The 17,360-nt window shown below is 71.2% G+C and carries 22 protein-coding genes and 2 pseudogenes; 19 read left to right on the top strand and 5 right to left on the bottom strand.

Annotated features, from left to right (window positions below; translation table 11 throughout):
• Positions 1–199: 199 nt before the first annotated feature.
• The 17 genes and pseudogenes from Srubr_RS18425 to Srubr_RS18345 all read left to right on the top strand — a co-directional run bounded on the left by Srubr_RS18425 (position 200) and on the right by Srubr_RS18345 (position 12,377).
• Entirely contained in the window at positions 200–754 is a 555-nt protein-coding gene (locus Srubr_RS18425) for a DUF4913 domain-containing protein (RefSeq protein ID WP_189999587.1), read from the top strand.
• Positions 751–1,236, top strand: a complete 486-nt coding sequence (locus Srubr_RS18420) for a hypothetical protein (protein ID WP_189999564.1) — start codon at positions 751–753, stop codon at positions 1,234–1,236. The genes Srubr_RS18425 and Srubr_RS18420 overlap by 4 nt, the downstream gene beginning before the upstream one ends.
• A 16-nt stretch (positions 1,237–1,252) precedes the next feature.
• Positions 1,253–1,954: a hypothetical protein gene (locus Srubr_RS18415; protein ID WP_189999565.1), complete on the top strand. Its 702-nt coding sequence runs from the start codon at positions 1,253–1,255 to the stop codon at positions 1,952–1,954.
• A 299-nt stretch (positions 1,955–2,253) separates the two neighbouring features.
• Positions 2,254–2,586 carry an SH3 domain-containing protein gene (locus tag Srubr_RS18410; RefSeq protein ID WP_189999566.1) on the top strand — a complete coding sequence of 111 codons (333 nt, stop codon included), beginning with the start codon at positions 2,254–2,256 and terminating at the stop codon, positions 2,584–2,586.
• Between the two features lie 100 nt (positions 2,587–2,686).
• Positions 2,687–3,154: a hypothetical protein gene (locus Srubr_RS18405; RefSeq protein WP_373313652.1), complete on the top strand. Its 468-nt coding sequence runs from the start codon at positions 2,687–2,689 to the stop codon at positions 3,152–3,154.
• The gene (locus Srubr_RS18400; protein ID WP_189999567.1) at positions 3,151–3,600 is read left to right on the top strand and encodes a hypothetical protein; all 450 of its coding nucleotides are present in this window, start codon (positions 3,151–3,153) and stop codon (positions 3,598–3,600) included. Before Srubr_RS18405 ends, Srubr_RS18400 begins: the two co-directional genes overlap by 4 nt.
• Positions 3,601–3,610: 10 nt before the next feature.
• Positions 3,611–4,072, top strand: a complete 462-nt coding sequence (locus Srubr_RS18395; protein WP_189999568.1) for a hypothetical protein — start codon at positions 3,611–3,613, stop codon at positions 4,070–4,072.
• A gap of 37 nt (positions 4,073–4,109) precedes the next feature.
• Positions 4,110–4,955, top strand: a complete 846-nt coding sequence (locus Srubr_RS18390) for a winged helix-turn-helix transcriptional regulator (RefSeq protein WP_189999569.1) — start codon at positions 4,110–4,112, stop codon at positions 4,953–4,955.
• Positions 4,952–5,446 (top strand): hypothetical protein, encoded by a 495-nt coding sequence (locus Srubr_RS18385; protein ID WP_189999570.1) that lies wholly within the window; start codon positions 4,952–4,954, stop codon positions 5,444–5,446. The genes Srubr_RS18390 and Srubr_RS18385 overlap by 4 nt, the downstream gene beginning before the upstream one ends.
• On the top strand, positions 5,443–6,660 hold the full coding sequence (locus tag Srubr_RS18380; protein WP_268257608.1) for an MFS transporter: 1,218 nt from the start codon (positions 5,443–5,445) through the stop codon (positions 6,658–6,660). The genes Srubr_RS18385 and Srubr_RS18380 overlap by 4 nt, the downstream gene beginning before the upstream one ends.
• Positions 6,661–6,691: 31 nt before the next feature.
• Positions 6,692–7,012: a hypothetical protein gene (locus Srubr_RS18375; protein WP_189999571.1), complete on the top strand. Its 321-nt coding sequence runs from the start codon at positions 6,692–6,694 to the stop codon at positions 7,010–7,012.
• Positions 7,013–7,104: 92 nt separating this feature from the next.
• Positions 7,105–8,331 carry an ATP-grasp domain-containing protein gene (locus Srubr_RS18370; RefSeq protein ID WP_189999590.1) on the top strand — a complete coding sequence of 409 codons (1,227 nt, stop codon included), beginning with the start codon at positions 7,105–7,107 and terminating at the stop codon, positions 8,329–8,331.
• Positions 8,319–9,473, top strand: a pseudogene (locus tag Srubr_RS18365) (MFS transporter); the annotation flags it as partial. The gene Srubr_RS18370 and the pseudogene Srubr_RS18365, both read left to right, overlap by 13 nt.
• Positions 9,470–10,093, top strand: coding sequence for an HAD-IA family hydrolase (locus Srubr_RS18360; RefSeq protein WP_189999572.1), 624 nt, complete (start codon positions 9,470–9,472; stop codon positions 10,091–10,093). The pseudogene Srubr_RS18365 and the gene Srubr_RS18360, both read left to right, overlap by 4 nt.
• 35 nt (positions 10,094–10,128) lie before the next feature.
• Positions 10,129–10,974 carry an SPDY domain-containing protein gene (locus tag Srubr_RS18355; protein WP_189999573.1) on the top strand — a complete coding sequence of 282 codons (846 nt, stop codon included), beginning with the start codon at positions 10,129–10,131 and terminating at the stop codon, positions 10,972–10,974.
• A 49-nt stretch (positions 10,975–11,023) separates the two neighbouring features.
• The gene (locus tag Srubr_RS18350) at positions 11,024–11,869 is read left to right on the top strand and encodes an SPDY domain-containing protein (RefSeq protein WP_189999574.1); all 846 of its coding nucleotides are present in this window, start codon (positions 11,024–11,026) and stop codon (positions 11,867–11,869) included.
• 16 nt (positions 11,870–11,885) lie between these two features.
• Positions 11,886–12,377: a hypothetical protein gene (locus tag Srubr_RS18345; RefSeq protein ID WP_189999575.1), complete on the top strand. Its 492-nt coding sequence runs from the start codon at positions 11,886–11,888 to the stop codon at positions 12,375–12,377.
• 314 nt (positions 12,378–12,691) lie between these two features.
• Here Srubr_RS18345 and Srubr_RS18340 read toward each other — a convergent pair whose 3' ends face one another.
• The 4 genes and pseudogenes from Srubr_RS18340 to Srubr_RS18325 all read right to left on the bottom strand — a co-directional run.
• The gene (locus Srubr_RS18340) at positions 12,692–13,195 is read right to left on the bottom strand and encodes a hypothetical protein (protein ID WP_189999576.1); all 504 of its coding nucleotides are present in this window, start codon (positions 13,193–13,195) and stop codon (positions 12,692–12,694) included.
• 357 nt (positions 13,196–13,552) lie between these two features.
• On the bottom strand, positions 13,553–13,945 hold the full coding sequence (locus Srubr_RS18335; RefSeq protein WP_189999577.1) for a hypothetical protein: 393 nt from the start codon (positions 13,943–13,945) through the stop codon (positions 13,553–13,555).
• Between the two features lie 145 nt (positions 13,946–14,090).
• The gene (locus Srubr_RS18330) at positions 14,091–14,420 is read right to left on the bottom strand and encodes a hypothetical protein (RefSeq protein WP_189999578.1); all 330 of its coding nucleotides are present in this window, start codon (positions 14,418–14,420) and stop codon (positions 14,091–14,093) included.
• A gap of 348 nt (positions 14,421–14,768) precedes the next feature.
• Positions 14,769–15,069: pseudogene (locus Srubr_RS18325) on the bottom strand (transposase); the annotation flags it as partial.
• A gap of 243 nt (positions 15,070–15,312) precedes the next feature.
• On the opposite strand from Srubr_RS18325, the gene Srubr_RS18320 reads away from it, so the two are divergent.
• Entirely contained in the window at positions 15,313–16,158 is an 846-nt protein-coding gene (locus Srubr_RS18320) for a class I SAM-dependent methyltransferase (protein ID WP_189999579.1), read from the top strand.
• A 176-nt stretch (positions 16,159–16,334) separates the two neighbouring features.
• Here the strand turns inward: Srubr_RS18320 and Srubr_RS18315 are convergent, their stop codons facing one another.
• Positions 16,335–16,811, bottom strand: coding sequence for a DUF4265 domain-containing protein (locus Srubr_RS18315; RefSeq protein WP_229926995.1), 477 nt, complete (start codon positions 16,809–16,811; stop codon positions 16,335–16,337).
• 384 nt (positions 16,812–17,195) lie between these two features.
• Here Srubr_RS18315 and Srubr_RS18310 point away from each other — a divergent pair, with 384 nt between their 5' ends.
• Positions 17,196–17,342, top strand: coding sequence for a hypothetical protein (locus Srubr_RS18310; protein ID WP_189999591.1), 147 nt, complete (start codon positions 17,196–17,198; stop codon positions 17,340–17,342).
• Positions 17,343–17,360: the final 18 nt, after the last annotated feature.

Raw genomic sequence — 17,360 nt, 5'->3', positions numbered from 1 at the left:
GCCACAGTTCCTCGCCACACCCACGGGTAACGCCCTCAGCCGGTGCGTTACCTGATTCCGCCTGCCCCTATTGCCCTGGCACTCAGGAGGTTTTCCCTTCATGCCCGAATCGATTGAGCCCCCGGCCGACGGGGGACCGGACCCGGTGCGTATCCCGGACACCCAGCTGGAGGGCATCGAAGCCAGCGTGCGCCGACTGATGGAGCAGACCGCGGAGCAGGCCCGGCAGCTCGACCACCTCGCCTCCACCCCGCCCTCCGCCCCCTCGCCGTCGCCGTTCGCGGCGTTCGGCATGCCCGGCTTCGGCGGACCGCCGGCACCGGCCATGCCCGAGCCGCGGCCCATCCTGGAGCTGGAAGGCGAGGCGTACGAGGACGAACTCGACGCCCTGTCGGACTGGGTCGACGACTTCCTTCTCCCCGTCTACGGAGCGGAGGTCACCACCGCGGCGCCCTGGTGCCTGCAATGGCAGGAACACCACGACGTCGTCGCCTGGCTGCACGCCCTGTGGCTGGCCTACCAGCAGCACAAGGACCCCGAAGCCGGCCTCTCCGGCCTGTTCGTGTGGCACCGCGACTTCCTCACCCACGCCATGGCGGCGATCCGCGCGCCCGGCGGCCCGCTGTCCGCCTGCATGACCTCCCCCGAGCGCCCTGCCCACCGCCTCCTTCCCGGACCGCCCCCCTCGGCCCGCGCGGAGAAGGAGTCCGAGGCGCAGGCGCCTGGGCCCGGTGGGTTCGGGCTGGCGTCATGAACCAGGGCCAGCGGCCGGCCTTCGGGTTGAGCTTCGACCCCCGCGCGCTGACCGACCTCCTCCAGGCGCCCTCCGACATCCGCGACCTCACCCTCGCCTACCTGCAGGAAGTCGTGAACGCGCAGCGCTTCGGGACCCGCCTGACCGGCGATCTGGAGGGCTACCGCAAGCTGTTCGTGGACTCCCGCAAGGACTGGCGCGTCGTCTACGGCGTTCGCCCGGCACCCCGGACGTCCGCGCACGCACGGGAGATCTACGTGGTCGCCGTCCGGCCCCGGGCGGGCAACGACGTCTACGACGAGGTCGGCCGCCGGCTCGGCATGCGCCGCCGGCCGCTGAGCGCCCGCACCCACGCGGCACGCTCCCGCTCCCCGCAACTGGCCGCCCGCCAACACCCAGTCTCCCGGCGGGTTCCGCTGCCGTCCGCCATGCCGGGCCTGCCCCGCCCGGCACAGAGCGCCAACCCGCTTCACATCCGCTGACCACAAGGAGCCGCTATTGCCTCCCGAGCCGGCGCCCACGACCACCCGGCGCGCCGTGTCCCAGCTAGACCCCCGTATCGAGGCGGCCACCGGCCATGACGTCGACACCCTGTGGGCTCACCGCGACCGCGGCCTTCTGGACGAGACCCACACCGAACTGGTCGACCGGCACCGCGAACTAGCGGCGGCCGAGACCAGCGTCACGTTCTACCGCACCCTCCTGCACCGACTGTCCTCGGGCGAGTACCCGGTCGATACCGCCCTGTTCGAGCGGATCGACCGCACCGTGGACCAGCTGGAGGAGGCCGCCGACGCCCGCGACAGTGCCGCACAGCGTGTCCTCGCCGCGCTGGAGCCGATCGAAGCCGCCGCCCGATCCGCCCCGCAGTCCGGCGAACAGCAGATCACCACTGCTGATCAGGCGGCACTGCTGGCCATCGCCGGCGGCGCCAAGCTCTACCAACACCTGCTGACCAGCCGCCTGTCGGTCACCACCGCCTCCGGCACCCGCATCCCCTACGCCCACCTGCAACGGCTGCACTCCGCCGGCCTCGTGGACATCGACACCACCCCTCCCGTCCACGCCGGCCAGCCGGTCAGCCTGACCGACGCCGGCCGCGCCGCGCTGGCATCCAGTCGCCGTCCCCAGACGCCCCAGGCTTCGTCGCCGGCGCCCCGGCCAGGGGCGTGGCCGTCCACTCCCGCACAACGGCGCTGAATAGCTGACCGGCTGCCCGCGTCACGAATTCGTGGTGCTGTCCAACTGATCCGCCGTGAGTGCCCGCCGGACCGGACGGAAGCCGTCTTCTTCCGGCCGGTTTCCGCGGCCGGAAACGGCCGCTCGCCGACTGCCGGGCCGTTCGCTCTATAGGCGCGGCTGCGATTGGCGCGGCGAAACATACCCGATGATCGCCGGTTGGCCAAACCGGCGATTCTCCGGACTCTTATACGGCCGCCGGGACAACACCGGCCGGCACCCCCTTTCCTTCTTCTCCCCTGCATGGAGGCTACTTCCGCATGCGCGCAACTAGAATTGCCGTATCCGCCGCACTCCTGGGCGCCCTCGCCTTGCCGATCGCGTCGGCCACGACCGCCACGGCCGCTCCGGTCAACGCCCTGACCCAGTCCTGCACCGACCCGGGTCCCTGGATCGTCGGCACGAAGGCCGTGACCATCCGCTCCAAGGCGTCGGTCAAGTCCACCGCCGTCGGGATCCTGTACCGCGGGCACAAGTTCACCGTCCACAAGACCAGCGGGAACTGGCGCTACATCACGGACCGCACGACGGGCGTGAAGGGCTGGGTGTCCGCCGCCTACGTCTACCGCGACGTCCCGATGTGCCTCGACTAATACCCCGCCGGCAACGGCGGCGGGATTTCAGCGCCCCTGCCGCTTGGTCTGCCGCCTCACCCTCCGGCCGTTCGGGACCACCGTAGTAGAGGAGTCTTTCTTGTCCGCCGCTCCACCCGATCTGATGGACGACGTCGTGGGCGTGCTCACCGCACAGATCGAAGCCCGCTTCGGAATGGGCATCGACCACTTGAAGGCCGCCGTCACCGCCTCGCCGGCCGCGAATTCCGACGCCACCGACATCGTCAAGTGGCACGGCATGCTGCTGGAGTCCCAGGCGACGCTCGATCGTGCGGAGGACGCTCTCGTGGCCGCGCTGGAGAGCCAGCCCAGCGAGGTGGACGAGCCGACGATGGAGCTGGCCCATCGCGTCAATAGGGCCGTCGCCGTCCGCGACGGGCGGGCCATGGTCGTGCGGTGGCTGCTCGACCCGAACGCCGTGGGTAAGCACGGCTTGGCCGCCCGGATGCTGGCCCGCTTCGGTCAGCGCCAGGGCCCGGCCGTACCGACCAGCCCGGCGCCGCGGCCGGCGACTGCGCCGCAGCCGGGCAGGAGCCTTGCGCGATGAGTGCCCAGCACCGGCCCAGCTCCGCGGACGACCGCCTGCACCAGGTCTTCGGCGCCCCGGTCGGCGACCTGCACACAGCCGCGGTACTCCCCAACGCCTCCCCGGCGCTGGCGCGGGCACTGGAGCTGCGCTCCTTCCTGGCCGTGGCCGAGGAGCAGGTCGCCCGGGTCCGCGACCGCGTCCACGCCGCGATGGCCCCCGACCGGGACATGGACGAGTTGTCCGCCGAGGCCCTGCGCTGGGACCAGCAGTGGCTGCAGGCGGCACTCGAAGCCCGCGCCGGCTACCGCACCGCGCTCGATCAGCTCCTGCGCGCCATGCCCGCACCCGGGCAGCACTCCCGGACCACGCGCACCGCGCAACCAGCCCTTTCCTCCGCCCCGTCCACGGCCGCGGTCGCCCCGACACCAACGAGTGCCGGGGCGACCCGGTCCCGCCGACTGTGAAAGCCCCGGCTTGACCCACCCGACGTCCACCGAGATAGCCGGACGGATCGAGGACCTCTACGGCGCACCGCTCGCCGACCTCGAAGCACATGCCCAGGACCAGCCGCCCGACATCCTCACCGCCCTCCTCGGCCTGCACAGCACACTCGCTCTCGCCGAGCACAGCATCACCGTCCACCGCGAACGCCTCGCCCAACTCATCCACCCCGAGCGGGACATCAGCGCCCACGAGATGGTGCACGTGCTCGACTGCGCCCGCCGGCTCGCCGAAGCGGTCGCCGTCCGCGATACCCAGGCGGTCACGGCGTCGGCAGTGCTGCAAAGCCTGGTCCGCATCGAGCCCCCCGAGACGGCCGATCCCCCCGAGCCGACCGCGCAGGCGGAACCGCCCGAGCCGTCCCCGGCCCCACCCACCACCACGGTGCCCCCGGCCCCGCCCGCCGCGACCACGACCAGCGCACCGAGCCGCTGACCCGCACGCGTATCCGTCACGAACAGGAGTTCCTTCCTTGGCCCTCACCGGTCTGCCTCCCGACACCGACGCCGACGTCGCCCGGGTCACCGAGGCCCTCGCCATGATCACGCCGCGCTGGAACGTGCGGATCCTGCTCGCCCTGACCGGGCAGCCGCTGCGCTACAAAGAACTCGCCGCGAAGGTGCCGTGGCTCCGCGACGGCCAGTTGGCCCCCAAGCTGCGGCAGCTGTGCGATACCGGTCTCGTTGAGCGTACGGAGCACAACCCGCGGCACGTCACCTACGGCGCGACCGACCGTGCCACGACGCTGCTGCCGGTCCTGCCGCTGATCGTCACCTGGGCCGAGCAGTACCTGGAAAAGCCCGAGCAGCCGCTGCCCCCGATCGAGCAGGTCGAGGACAGCCTCACCCTGCTGACCCGGCGGCACGCCGCCGCGATCTTGTGGGTGCTCAAGATCCGGGGCGAGGTCAGCGGACCGGCTCTGGCCCAAGAGGTCATTCCCGGCAGCTACTGGACCAACGTCTACCCGCCGCTGCGACAGCTGGTGGACGACGGACTCGTCGCCACCAACGGCAACGGGCAGCCCTACCGCCTGTCTCCCGCCGGGGAAGGTCTCGCACCGGTGCTGAGCGCTTTGTCGGCATGGTCCGCCGGCCAGCCCCTGGCCCAGGCCGGACAGCACCCGGTCTGGGGCAGCGCCCAGGCCGCGCCGGGACAGCGGATGTGGCTCAGCCGCCCGCCGCGAGCGCAGGCGCCGACGACCGCTCCCGCGCCGGCCAGGACCGGTCAGACGCCGGTCTGGCAGCGCACCGCTCTGTTCTCCCACGCCACCTCATCCCGCCCGCGGGCGGCCCTGCCCACCGGAGGCCCGCGCCGATGACCACCCTCTCCCACACCACCGGCCTCCGCCACGCCTGCACGGTGCTGTCCAGGCCCGGCCTGATCCGCCTGGTCACCGAGATCGACGACAACGGCCCCATCCCCCCGCGCAGCCTGACCCGCACCCTGCCCGACCTGCCCGACCACCATCTGCACCACACGGTCCGACAGGCTCGCGCCCTGGGACTGGTGTGCCACCAGCCCGGTGTGGGCCTGAGCCTGACCCCGTCCGGCTCGGGCCTGGCCGACATCTACGACGCGCTCGCCCGCGTCGCACGCCGCCACCACCTTCCGGCACCGGTGTGCGACTTCACCACCCGCGTCCAGCACACCCTCACCCTGCTCGCCATGCCCGTCCTGACCACCGAGCAGACCGAACGGGGCTCGCGGCCGGCGGCCGAGGATCTCGATGGGACGCGTGCCCTGCTCCAGCAGTGGCTCCAGGAGAACCCCCAGCTGACCCAGGGCGCCGAGCCCGTGCTGGCCGCGTGAGGGCCGCCAGAACCCGGCACGACCGCCGTTTCTCCCTGTTCCGCAGTGTCTACCTGCCCCGATCGGTCGACGGGGCCGCGTTCGCGATGACCACGTACGGCATCCCGCTCATCGTCGTCGCGACCACAGGGTCGGCCGCGCTGACCGGACTCGCGTTCGCCCTGGAGTGGCTGCCGCGCCTGGTGGCGTTCACGGTGGCCGGCTCCCTGGTCGACCGCCACGGCATCGCCCGCGTCTTCCGTACCGCGTGCGTCGGGCGGGCACTGGCCGTGCTGCTGGCCGGACTCCTGCTCGCGGTTCCCGCTTTCGGGGTGCCGGCGGCGGCAGTGGTGATGGCGCTCGCGCCGGTGAGCGGCTTCCTCACCGAGTGCAGCTACATCGCCGCCGAGACCGCGGGCGGCGAGGCCAGCCGCACGGCCGGAGCGCGGGCGCACCGGGTGCAGTCGGTGCTGCTGGGCATCGACCAGACCGCCACGCTGGCCGGCCCCCTGGTGTCCGGCCTGCTGCTGGAGTACGGCGGACCGGCGCTCATGCTCAGCACACTCGCCGCCCTGTCCCTGCTGGCCGCCGCCCTGCTCCCGCACCATCAGCACAAGCCCACCGGCGATCGGCAGAACGCGAGCGGTGTCCGGGCCGGCTGGGGCACCCTGCGCGCCCTGCCCGCCCTGGCCTGGCTGGTGGGCGGCCTGCTCCTGTCGAACACAGCCATCGCCCTGCTCCAGGCGGCGATGCCGGTGATCGTCGTCACCGAGCTGGGCCGCTCCAGCGCCGATGCGGGACTGATCTGGTCCGCCGCCGCCCTCACCTCCCTCCTCGCGATCACCGCCGCGCGCCGGGCGATCGACCGGTGGGGACTGTGGCCCGTCGGCGCCACCGCTGCCACCGCAACCGCAACCGCCACCCTCGCCGTCGCCCAGGCCGACACCTACCACGGCTACCTCGTCCTGGTCGCCCTGCTGATGGCCGGCGAAGGCGGCCTCACCGTCGTCCTGCGCACCCTGCGCTCCCACCTCATCCCGCCCGAGGTCTTCGCCAGCACCCTGAGCCTGACCATCCTGCTGCTCCTGCTGCCCTTCCCCGCAGCCGGACTGCTCATCGCGGCCCTCCCGCCCGGCCAGATCGGGAACGCCATCACCGCCACCGCGCTCCTGCAGGCCCTCGGCCTGGCCGCCGCCTTCACCCGGCTGCGCACCCTGCGCACCACACCGGCCTGAACCCCCGCCCCCGAAAGGAACGACGCCACGCATGCCCACCGTGCAGGACGAACTGCCCGGCCTCACCACCCCGCGCCGGGACGACACACCCACGATCAGCGAGCAGTTCCGCGCCTTCGACGCCGAACACCCGTGGATCTACCGCGCCCTGGAGCGACTCGTGGAGGAACGCCTGGCCGCCGGAGCCGAGCGGGTCGGAATGAAGGCCCTGTTCGAAGCCCTGCGCTGGAGCCGCCCAGTCGGAGTGAAGGGGCTGAACAACAACTACACCGCCCTGTACGCGCGCAGACTGCTCGCCGCCCATCCGCAGTGGGCGTCCGTGATCGAGGTCCGCCGCCGGCGCACCCCGTAAGCCGCCCACGCTTCCCCTTCGTCGTTTCGTCTGAATTTGAGGAGTTCCTTTTCGTGTCCCGTCCTGTCGTCCTGGTCGTCGCCGCCGCCGACATGGAAGCCGAGGCGTACCGCGGGTACTGCCTGCAGTCCGTGGCCGCCGCTTATGACGTCATCCTGATCACCGGCGAGGAGCCGTCGTGGGAGGTGCCGTACCTCCGCGACTGCATGGTGGTGCCCGACCCGGCCGACCCAGTACAGCTGTCGGCCGCCGGGCAGGCGCTGGCCGAGCGCTACGACCTGGCGGGCGTGTTCACCTGGACCGAGTGGTACCTCGTGGCCGTCGCCCGCCTCGCGCGCCAACTCGGTCTGCCCACTAACGCTCCCGAGGTCATGCAGGCGTGCCGCAACAAGGCCACCTCGCGTGCGCTGTTCGCCCGGCACGGAGTCCCGTCGGCCACCTCGGTGAGCGTGCGCACCCGAGCCGAGGCCGAGGCGGCGGCCGAGCGGATCGGCTACCCGGTCGTGCTGAAGCCGGCCGCGCACGCGGCCAGCATCGGCGTGATCCGCGCCGACACCCCCGAACAGCTAGCGAGCGCCTATGCGTTCGCCGAAAGGGCCGCCGGTCTGGGGCAGGAGAGCACGAGCGTGCTGGTCGAGGAGTATCTCGACGGGCCCGAGGTGTCAGTCGAGTGCGTCACCTACCGGGGCGAGACCACCGTGGTCGCCGTGACCCGCAAGACGGTCAGCGACCCGCCGTACTTCGAGGAACTGGGCCACTGCGTGGACGCCGCCGACCCGCTGCTCGACGTGGTCGCCCCCGCGGCACGCGCCGCGATCCGCGCGCTGGGGATCACCGACGGCGTCAGCCATGTCGAGATGCGCCTGGTCGACGGTCGGCCGAGGCTGGTCGAGGTCAACGGCCGGATCGCCGGCGACATGATCGGCCACCTCGTGCACCTGGCGACCGGCATCGACCTGCCGCGCGCCGCCGCCGACATCGCCTGCGGCCGGGCGCCCGATCTCACCCCCACCCGCTCCTCGGCCGCCGCGATCCAGCTGATCTACCCGACTGTCTCCGGCACCCTGCGCCGCGTCTCCTTCGACGGCATCAGCCCCCGCTGGCTGGACCGCGTCCACTTCCAGCACCAGGCCGGAGACCAGCTCCTCCTCCCCGCCGACGGCGGCACCATGTTCACCGCCCGCATCGGCTACCTGATCACCACCGCCCCTAACGCCGACCTCGCACGAGCACGCGCCGACCAGGCCGCCCACCGCCTCCACATCGACATCGCACCCCTCGCGGGCAGCGCGTCTGTCACCGGCGGACTGGCCGCGTGAGCCGTCCCACCGCCGCTGCCCGCCGCAGCCGGATACTGCTGACCGGCTACTTCCTCGGCATGGGCGTCGTGATGGCCATCTGGGGCGCCCGGATGCCCGCCGTCCAGCACGCCGCCCACCTCAGCACCGCCCAGCTGTCGCTGGTCCTGCTCGCCGCTGCCCTCGGCATGGTCGCTGGCCTGCGAACCGGTGGCCGCCTCGCCCGACCCGACCGGCTCCCCGTGCTCCTGATGGGCGGAGCCGTGGGCCTCGCCGGCGCACTCGCTGTGCTGGGCCAGTGCCACACCCTGGCCTCGCTGCTCGCGGCGGCGCTCGCCTTCGGAGCCGCGCACGGTGTCGTGGACGTCGCCACCAACTCCGCGGCGGTGCGCTGCCAAAACGCCTATGGCCGGCCCATCATGTCCTCCCTGCACGCCGCCTACTCCCTCGGCGCGCTCGGCGCCGCCGCCCTGGCCGCCGCCACCGCCGCGACCAGCCACAGTGTCCTGTTCCTGGTCACCGGCCTGGCGCTGACGGCCGCCGTGCTCGCGGCCAGACCGCGCACCCTCGCGCTGCACGGCACCGACCAGCCGCCCACGCCCAGCGGCGGCACGGCAGCGGTGCTGCGGCGCCGCAGGCTGTGGCTACTGGGAGCGCTGGCGGCAGCCAGCCTGCTGGGGGAAGGGGCGGCAGCCGACTGGGCGGCCGTGCACGTCCACACCCTTGACGGCACCACGGCCGCCGCGGCGAGCGCGTTCGCCCTCTACAGCGCGGGCATGACCCTGGGCCGGCTGACCGGCGACCGGCTCACCACCGCCTTCGGCACACCGGCCGTGGTCCGCGCCGGAGCACTCCTCGCTGCCACCGGACTGGCCGGCGGCGTCCTGGCGGACAGTGTGCCCGCCGCCCTGGCCGGCTGGACGGTCTTCGGACTCGGCCTGTCCACCACCGTCCCCAGTCTGATCACCGCCGCCGGGAGGGGCGGGCCGAAGGCCGTGGCCACCGTCTCGGTGACCGGCTACCTCGGCCTGCTGGCCGGACCCGCCCTCATCGGCGCCCTCGCCAGCGCCACCACCCTGCCCACGGCCCTGCTGCTGCCCGCCCTCCTCGCAGCCGCCCTCGCCGTCCTTGCCCACCGCGCCCTGGAGAACACCACCCCTTGACCCGCACCACCCACCTGGACGCCGTCATCCTCGACTACAACGGCGTCATCGGCCGCCAACCCACCCACGACCAGTGGGTCCGTCTCGCCCGCACCGCCTCCTGGCCCGACGACGACCTGACCGGCTTCCAGCGAGCCTTCTGGAGCGCCCGCGACCCCTACGACGCCGGCCAGCTCAGCGACCTGGCGTACTGGGCCCGCGTCCTCGGCTCCCACCCCGGCCCCCGCCTGCTGCACGAACTCCTCACCACCGACACGGACATGTGGACCGGTACGGACGAGCGAGTCCTTTCCGTCCTGCAGCGTGCCCACGCCGCCGGGCTGCCGATGGTCCTGCTGTCCAACGCCCCCGCCCGCCTCAGCGATGTGCTCGACACCCACCCTTGGCGCCAGATGATGCGCCAGGCCCTGTACTCGGCCTGGCTGCAGGTGTGCAAGCCCGACCCGGCCGCCTACGACCACGCCCTGAAGGCCACCGGCGCCGACGACCCCCGGCGAGTGGTGTTCGTGGACGACCGCGCCGACAACTGCCGCGCCGCCGAAGAAGCGGGCCTGCGCGCCCTGCACTACACCGGCAACCCGGCCGATCTCGAAGCCGCCCTGACGCCCGCCGCCGGCTGAACACCACTGGACCGTCCCCACCCCCCAGGACCTCATTGCCTCCCGACAACGACCTCTCGGCCAGCGGCGACGTATACGTTTCCCCGCGCTACCTCGCCGGACTGCCCGGCCACCCCGACCCCAGCTTCGACCCCGTCGCACACTGGCCCCACCACTACCCCGAAACCGGGCCGTGCCAGCTCGTCGTCGCCTCACCCGACCACCGCATCCGCGTCGGCTGGTTCGGCGACGACTACGACACCTGGGTCATCAGCGCAGCTGCAGACCCCATCTCCCCACCCCGCTGGACCGCACGGATCAACCATGTCACGCCCCCCGAGATCGTCGCAGGACTCACCCGCGCCCTCGCCGAGGAGTGGGCCGAAAACAGCTACACCTTCCTCACCCAGCCCTCCGTGTACTGGACCGACGGCATGCATCCCCTCCTCGATGCGGGTTGGAAGAGAAACCCTCCGTGTCACGGCGTGGTGGACATCGTTGCCCCGGACGGGCTGGCCGGAGCGAGTATCGACGTCGCCGCCCCAGACCCCGACGCCGAGACGGTGACCCTGTGGGCCGGGCCACCGGGCTGGGCCACCCGCGCCGAAGCAGTCTTCACGGCGCGCACCCCCTCGCACCTGATCGCCGCCACGGCCGCTGCCCTCGCCGACCCCAACCCGGTCATCCGCAGCAGAACGACCCTGCACCCCCGCCTGGCCGAGCTGGCTCAGCTCACCTCCGTCGAACCGCCCAAGCCCGCCGTGCCGACCCCGCTCGACGTCCACCGTGCCGCGGCAGCCCGCCGCCCGACCGTACTGCCGGCCCCCAGCGCACGCCGCTGGACCACCAGCACGCCCCCGCCCCCAGCACGCCCGGCGGCCCGCCCGGGGCTGCGCCGCTGACCCACCCGCGGTCGGCCGGCCCCCCCTGACCGCCGTACACCAGGAACCCATGCCGCCTCATACCGACGCCCCCGACGGGGACGTTCACGTCTTTCCGCGCTACCTCGCCTCAACCACCGGGACGGGCAATCCCGCCTTGGATCCCCTGCTCCAGATCGGCTGGGATTTCCACCACGACGATCTGTGCAACGCCTTCGTCACCGCGCCCGACCACAAGGTCCGCCTCGGTTACCTCCCTGAGGGCGAGGATGACGGCCTCTGGCGCATCACCGCCTACAAGGACCCCTTTGGCCCGCCCGTCTGGGGAGTGTGTTTCAACGACTTCTGTCCGACGGAGTTCGTCACCGCGTTCACCACCGCCCTCGCCGAGGCGTACCAGCAGGGCCCCAACAGGTACCTGGCCGGCCTCGGCACCACGGACAAAGTCCCCGACCCCCTGCCGGTGATCACACCGCTGCTCGCACGCGGCTGGCGCATCGACCATCCCCACCGGGACGCCTTCGCCGTCCAGTCACCGGACGATCTGGCCACCCTCAGTTACGCCACCGGCGATCTGGACCCGGAAGCCGAGCTGGCCACTCGGGAGACCCGCTGGGAACTGTGGGCCGGCCCGCCCGACCGCCCCTACTGGTACGCCACCGCCAGCACCAACACCCCCACCGTCCTCCTCGAAGCGGTCACCGAGTGCATCTCCGACCCGGCACCCCTGCCCCGCTGGCGCGAGGAGACCTACAGCTATGTCGAAGGCAAGGCCCAGCTGATGCCCATCCGCCCACCGGCTCCCAGCCCGCTCGACGTTCAGCGTGCCGCCATCCGGCGCCCAGCCACGCGGCCCGCAGCCAGCGTCCCGCGCTGGAGCACCACCAGCCGACCCGCCACCGGAACACGCCGATAACGGGAAAGAGACCCATTTGGCACTGCACGCACGCGAGTTCTTCGCCGAACTCAAGTTGCCCTTCGCCGACAGCGCCGTCGTCGGGGACACCTACTACGCCGCCCCCGAACCTGGCGGCCCACTGAGGCTGCGGATCGACTTCACCAGCACCCGGTGGGCCAACCAGTACGACGGCCTGCGGCTTGCCACCGTTCACCAAGACCGAGGCGATCTCGACATCACGATCCTGCGGTTCGCCGATCACCAGACCTTCCGCCACCGCGACTCCACGCGCGGCGTGCCGCCGCACCACTCGGACTACGGAACGATCAAGGAGTTCAAGAACGACCCCGCCTTCGTGCCGTGGAAGGGAGCACACACAAGTGGCCTGCGCGAGGCGATCGAGCAGTACACGTCCATCTGGTTCCCCGGCACCTGGACAGCATCTGCACAGAAGCGAACCGCCGGCCGCACCGCGCGGGTGGCACCGGCCCCGCCAGCCGCCCCCAGCACGCGCCGCGCCCGCTGACCACGACCGCCCCCGAGGTGCTGACAAGGAAGCGGTCCCCTCTCATGCCGGTCCGGCAGACCTCCGCACTACCTAGCCTTTCTCCTGGCGCAACGCCGTGGATGCTCACCGGCGCCGACCTCCTGGTCGCCGACGGCGTCAACACCGTCGTCGCCGCACGACGGCGCACGGCGAGCAACAGCAGCACCCACAGGACACCGCCGACCACTAAAACCGAGACCAGCCACGCCCCCGGAACCCGCCCTCGCGGTCCGGGGGCGTGGTCTTGTGCCGTCTTCACGGCTCGGGGCAGCATTCCGGCCTGCCGCGGCCGGTCAGTCGATGGCGCGGCTGAGCGCGGACAGCAGCCCACGCTCACATGCCCCCGGCCCGTCGACCTGGTCCACGAAGTCGGCGATCAGCGCCAGGGCACACCCCATTGCACGCGATTCGCTGTCAGGGACCGGCCCGGCCTGGTCCCGCCAGGCAACCGGATCATGTCCGTCGAAAACCGCGGTCACGACCTGGCGCACCATCGGCAGATCGGACGGCTCCACGACATCGCCCCACTGGCCGACCTTGTCCATCAACGTCTGGGTGAACCGCTCGGCGAAGCCCTCACCGCCCAGGGGCCCACCGCCCACCAGGTGCAGCGCGCCGCCGATCAGCCATACCGTCCCCCGGGAAAGTTCCCCGGCACCGTAGAGGGCCGTGGCTGCCGCGATGCGCTCGGACAGGGTCGGCCAGGCACTTGGCTGGTCTAGCGAGCGCAGGATGCTCACCTGGTCCCACGCCGCCTGCACCGCCCCGACCTGAACCTGCGCACCGCTCATCGTCATGGCAGCCGAGCGTACCCAGACGTACAGGCCCGCTGGGCGGGAATGCCGTAATCCAGGCCCGAGAGACCGGGCACGCGCCGCATGGAACGCGCTCAGGTGTGACTGAGCGCTTCATTTGGCCGGTGAGCGTTCGACCTGTCCAGTTGAGCGGAGTCGCTCCTTCGAGTGGAGTCGCCTGGCGATGCAAGGGCCGGGTCCGAAACTTCGATACGGTTCTGAGCAGGAGCCGAGGCAGCCATCCCGGGACCGCTGTCCGTGCCACCCCGACGCCGCGCGGAGGGTCATCAATATCCGCGGTACAGAGAGGCCCCCGTCATCGGCGGGGGCCTCTTCTGCTCAACTGGCCAAGTGAAGCGCTCAGTCACAGGCGTAGCGGCGGCCGGTGCGCAGGTACACGGTCAGCGTGTCCGCGCTGGCGGCAACGGCCGCATACGCGCGGCAGGCCGCGAGCGCGGGCACCACGACGTCGCGCAGCACGTCGGCGGCGGGCAGGACCACGTCCCACGCCGCCCGGCGGCCGGTCGTGTCCTGGACCACCTCCCCGTCCGGGCCGGTGTGGAAGTTGAGTGCCCAGCAGGTACCGGCGGCGGTCGTGAAGACGACGTCCCCCGGGGTACCCGGCAGGCCCGCGTCGGTGGCGCGGAGGACACCGGGGCGGGCCGCCAGAGCCTCCGCCAGACAGGCCGCTTCCCCGTCCAGCTCCCCCAGCGGGCTCTTGTCCAGGTCGATGGCGTTGGTGGTGTCGGTCATGGTCGTTGACCTTCCCTTCGTCGGGTCGTTCCTGATCCAACGCCGCGCCGGAACGTACCGGCGTCCGGCTCTCCGGCATCCCCGCCGCCCGGCGAACGGGCCAGAACCCCACGGGTCTTGAGGGGCGGGGCGCGGACCCTACGGCTCAGGTGGACTCATCATCGGCGTCGGCGGCGTTGGCGGCGCCCGAGCCGCCCCCGAGAAGGCTGCCGACGATGGGCAGCGAACTACTGATGTCCAGTTCGGCGCCACCGCAGTGGTTGAAGGGACTGCCGACGGGCAGGCCGGCCAGGTTGCCGTTGGCCGTTCCGGTGCCGTGGGCCGTCGCTCCGCCGGCATGGGGCGCGCCGTGGTTGGTGCACGAGGTGGCGAAGGAGGGGGAGGCGATCGGCAGGATGCCGCCCGCAGAGGCGGGAACAGGGGCCAGGCCGACGGCAAGGGCTGCAAGGCAGCTTCCGGTAAGAGCGCGTTTCATGTCTTGATCAACGACCCGCCCGGTCGCCGGACACTCAGAGCCCTCAGGCAGCGGGCAGGGACCGCTGCCGCCGACGAGGCGCAGGCGACACGGCGGCGGCCCCGGAGAGTCTCCCGAGGGCCCGCCGCCCTGCCGCGCCCGATGCCCGGCTACATCGCGCCCAGGGCCTGCGCCGCCCTACTCCAGCCCGAGACCGGCCAGCCGCTCCAGCTGGGGCCCGCTCAGCCTCGCCCGCCGACTCACGCTGTTCGCCAGAAACCACCGAGACGGACCTCACTGCCGTCCGGCAAGGTCTCGGTGTGCTGGCCGCTGACCGGCCCTACAGAACCCGTCCGCGCCCGGCACTGCCAGGACCTCGTGCAGCCGCTGCCACAGGCCGGCCTCGTTCCAGTCCCGCAGTCTGCGCCGGCACGTCATGCCGGACCCGAAACCAAGGTCCTGCGGCGGGTACTCCCACTGGATCCCGGTGTAGAGCACGTACAAGATGCCGCTCAGCGTCCCGGTCCGGCAGCGGCTTCCGGCCCGGATACCGAAACCTGCGCTGACGCTGCGGCAGCAACGGCTCCAGCCGGTCCCACAGCTCATCCGACACGATCCACGGCAACGTCCCCACACCAGAACGAACCTCCAACGGCCACCCAGGAGCGATCGAGTTCGACACGCGCTCGGCACCGGTGGTGCGGATAGTGCGGTTCTGTCGGCGCCGAAACGGCCACGATCGGTCCTCGGCGCCCTTGCCGTGCCCGTCTGCCGTGCGCGGCGTTGTCACGGTTGAGTCCAGTAGCTCACAGGGACGGCACAGGATCGTGAAGAACTGCGTATGACTACGCGGTGGGGCGCTTTCGGGAGGTGCGACACAGTGTCAGGCGGTGTTCGGCGGGTTCGTCCCGCCATGCGGCCCGTGGTACAGGAGACGTATGGTCCGGCTGATCTAAGCGGCCATCGGATCTTCGCGGGGGGATTCATCAACTTCGGGTACTGGCAAGCCGTGGACCTTGGCCTGCCGCTCAGCGAGGTGGAGCGGATCCGCAGCCAGGAGGATCTCTACCGTCATGTCCTGGACGCCGCGGGGCTGCCGCGAGGGCCGAAGGTTCTGGAAGTGGGCTGCGGGCTTGGCATGGGATGCGTGGTGACCTTGCGGGAGTACGGATCCACCACGGTTACCGGCATGGACATTCATCCGGAGCAGCTACGACGGGCGCGCAGCGCGCATGCCGACCTGCTTCGGGAGGAGCCGGCACGGCTGCGGTTTGTCCAGGGGGCTGCGGAGAGCATGCCGTTGGAAGACGGTGAGTTCGACGCTGTCATCAGCGTGGAAGCCGCTCAGCACTTCCCGGATCTCAGCGCCTTCGCAGCGGAGACGTGGAGGGTGCTGCGACCGGGGGGCCGGGTGGCTGTCGCCAGCTTCTTCACCGTGGACGACGCGCCCTCTCGGCCCGAGGAACTCGCGCGGCTGCTGGATACGTACGCCAGCGGCCTGGACATCGCACGGCCGGTGAAGGCGCTTGCTGACGCGCTCATGGAGGCCGGGTTCACGAGCGTGCGCGTCGAGTCGATCGGGCCGCATGTCTGGCCGGGGTGGGACCTCTGGCTCAGCCAGTGGTGGGCCCCGGGAACCTGGCCGCGGAACTTTCTGCACGCCTACGAGCAACGGATCCTTGACTACTACCTCGTCACGGCAGGTCGGCCTGGGCAGAACGCCGACGCTGGGACAGCCACCGCCGCTTTGGGTTCGTGATGACGCCACTCGAGCCAGGAGACCGGGAGCACAATTGAATGCTCAACTGGCCAAATGAAGCGCTCAGTCACATCAGGACGCTCGGCCCCCGCCCGTGCGAGACCCCCGGCACGTTGTCCTGTGACATCGAACATTGATCGTGTGCCACCGAAGTCTGAGCGCGAAGGTTCAGGGAGTCAGGCGTTCCACCACTCGTCGGTGCCGCAGCCGACTTCGTAGTGCCACCAGCCTTCCTCCTTCCCTTGGTTCAGGAGTGCCTTGATCCCGGCAAAGTCCGCTCCGGCCGGCGCAGTGAGAGCCACCATGGGGAAGTCCTTACTGAACACTTCGCCGCCGAGACGGAAGACGGAAAGCCGCTGGTGCACAGCCTGGGGGCTACGCCCCAGAGGGCCGCTGGGAATGGGCACTACCCGGATCGTGCAGTTGCCGCCAGAGGTCACCCGCCCGACGGCCCAGTGCAGCCCGTCGGAGTCGGTCTGGAAACGCACGACGTCACCCTCAGCCACTCCGTTCTGAAGAAAAGGAACGTTCTGAACTCTGGCCGTATCGGCACTGAGCCTCGCCGCCCACAGGCCCTCCGTGTCCTGCGGGAACCAGCCCTCGCGCGGGACGAACCGAAACCACACCTTGATCTTCTCGGCAGTGCTGTCCATGTCGGCAATCATGCGCTGACACGCCTCAGCATCTCGCCATCGGGTCTCAGCTGGGCGATCAACCTTCGCTGTCACTGAACGGCCGATGCTCAACCTTCAGTGGCAAACGGTCAAGGTTCAGTGGCAGAGGACACACGTATACCGGTCAGCCATGAGTCGGGATGCGACAGAAATCGAACAAGTGATTGAATTCAGTCATGAGTCTCATCCCGAACGACCTCGCCCGCGCGCAAGAGGAGTGGCATACCGCCTACCGCCAGCTCGCCGAGCGACCGCACACCGCGCTGCGTCGTCGGCTCCTCCACCTGTCGGCACAGGTAATGTTCCATCCGTACTGGCAGAGTCGGGGGCACGGAGCCTGGGCAGTGCTGCACGGTGCCCGCCATGACCGAGCTGCCTCCTGACCCGCCACGCCTGCGGGCGATCCTCGCGCACCTGGACCGGCAGGTCGCGGAGAACGACACGATCGGCCGATACCTGCGCCTCCAGCGCGATGCCGTAAGACGCCATCTCATTTGGCTGATTCGGTAGTCTGGGGCTCGTGGTGGG

It is taken from the genome of Streptomyces rubradiris, from assembly GCF_016860525.1.
In the GTDB taxonomy this organism is placed as follows: domain Bacteria; phylum Actinomycetota; class Actinomycetes; order Streptomycetales; family Streptomycetaceae; genus Streptomyces; species Streptomyces rubradiris.
This window is presented reverse-complemented; position numbering and strand designations above follow the sequence as displayed.

Excerpts from the sequence above, each read along its gene's own strand:
- Srubr_RS18340 (WP_189999576.1), bottom strand. The coding sequence starts at position 13,195 with ATGACGATGAGCGGTGCGCAGGTTCAGGTCGGGGCGGTGCAGGCGGCG.
- Srubr_RS18400 (WP_189999567.1), top strand. The coding sequence starts at position 3,151 with ATGAGTGCCCAGCACCGGCCCAGCTCCGCGGACGACCGCCTGCACCAG.
- Srubr_RS18320 (WP_189999579.1), top strand. The coding sequence starts at position 15,313 with ATGCGGCCCGTGGTACAGGAGACGTATGGTCCGGCTGATCTAAGCGGC.
- Srubr_RS18425 (WP_189999587.1), top strand. The coding sequence starts at position 200 with ATGGAGCAGACCGCGGAGCAGGCCCGGCAGCTCGACCACCTCGCCTCC.
- Srubr_RS18410 (WP_189999566.1), top strand. The coding sequence starts at position 2,254 with ATGCGCGCAACTAGAATTGCCGTATCCGCCGCACTCCTGGGCGCCCTC.
- Srubr_RS18350 (WP_189999574.1), top strand. The coding sequence starts at position 11,024 with ATGCCGCCTCATACCGACGCCCCCGACGGGGACGTTCACGTCTTTCCG.
- Srubr_RS18310 (WP_189999591.1), top strand. The coding sequence starts at position 17,196 with ATGACCGAGCTGCCTCCTGACCCGCCACGCCTGCGGGCGATCCTCGCG.
- Srubr_RS18420 (WP_189999564.1), top strand. The coding sequence starts at position 751 with ATGAACCAGGGCCAGCGGCCGGCCTTCGGGTTGAGCTTCGACCCCCGC.
- Srubr_RS18335 (WP_189999577.1), bottom strand. The coding sequence starts at position 13,945 with ATGACCGACACCACCAACGCCATCGACCTGGACAAGAGCCCGCTGGGG.
- Srubr_RS18385 (WP_189999570.1), top strand. The coding sequence starts at position 4,952 with ATGACCACCCTCTCCCACACCACCGGCCTCCGCCACGCCTGCACGGTG.
- Srubr_RS18370 (WP_189999590.1), top strand. The coding sequence starts at position 7,105 with ATGGAAGCCGAGGCGTACCGCGGGTACTGCCTGCAGTCCGTGGCCGCC.
- Srubr_RS18315 (WP_229926995.1), bottom strand. The coding sequence starts at position 16,811 with ATGGACAGCACTGCCGAGAAGATCAAGGTGTGGTTTCGGTTCGTCCCG.
- Srubr_RS18375 (WP_189999571.1), top strand. The coding sequence starts at position 6,692 with ATGCCCACCGTGCAGGACGAACTGCCCGGCCTCACCACCCCGCGCCGG.
- Srubr_RS18330 (WP_189999578.1), bottom strand. The coding sequence starts at position 14,420 with ATGAAACGCGCTCTTACCGGAAGCTGCCTTGCAGCCCTTGCCGTCGGC.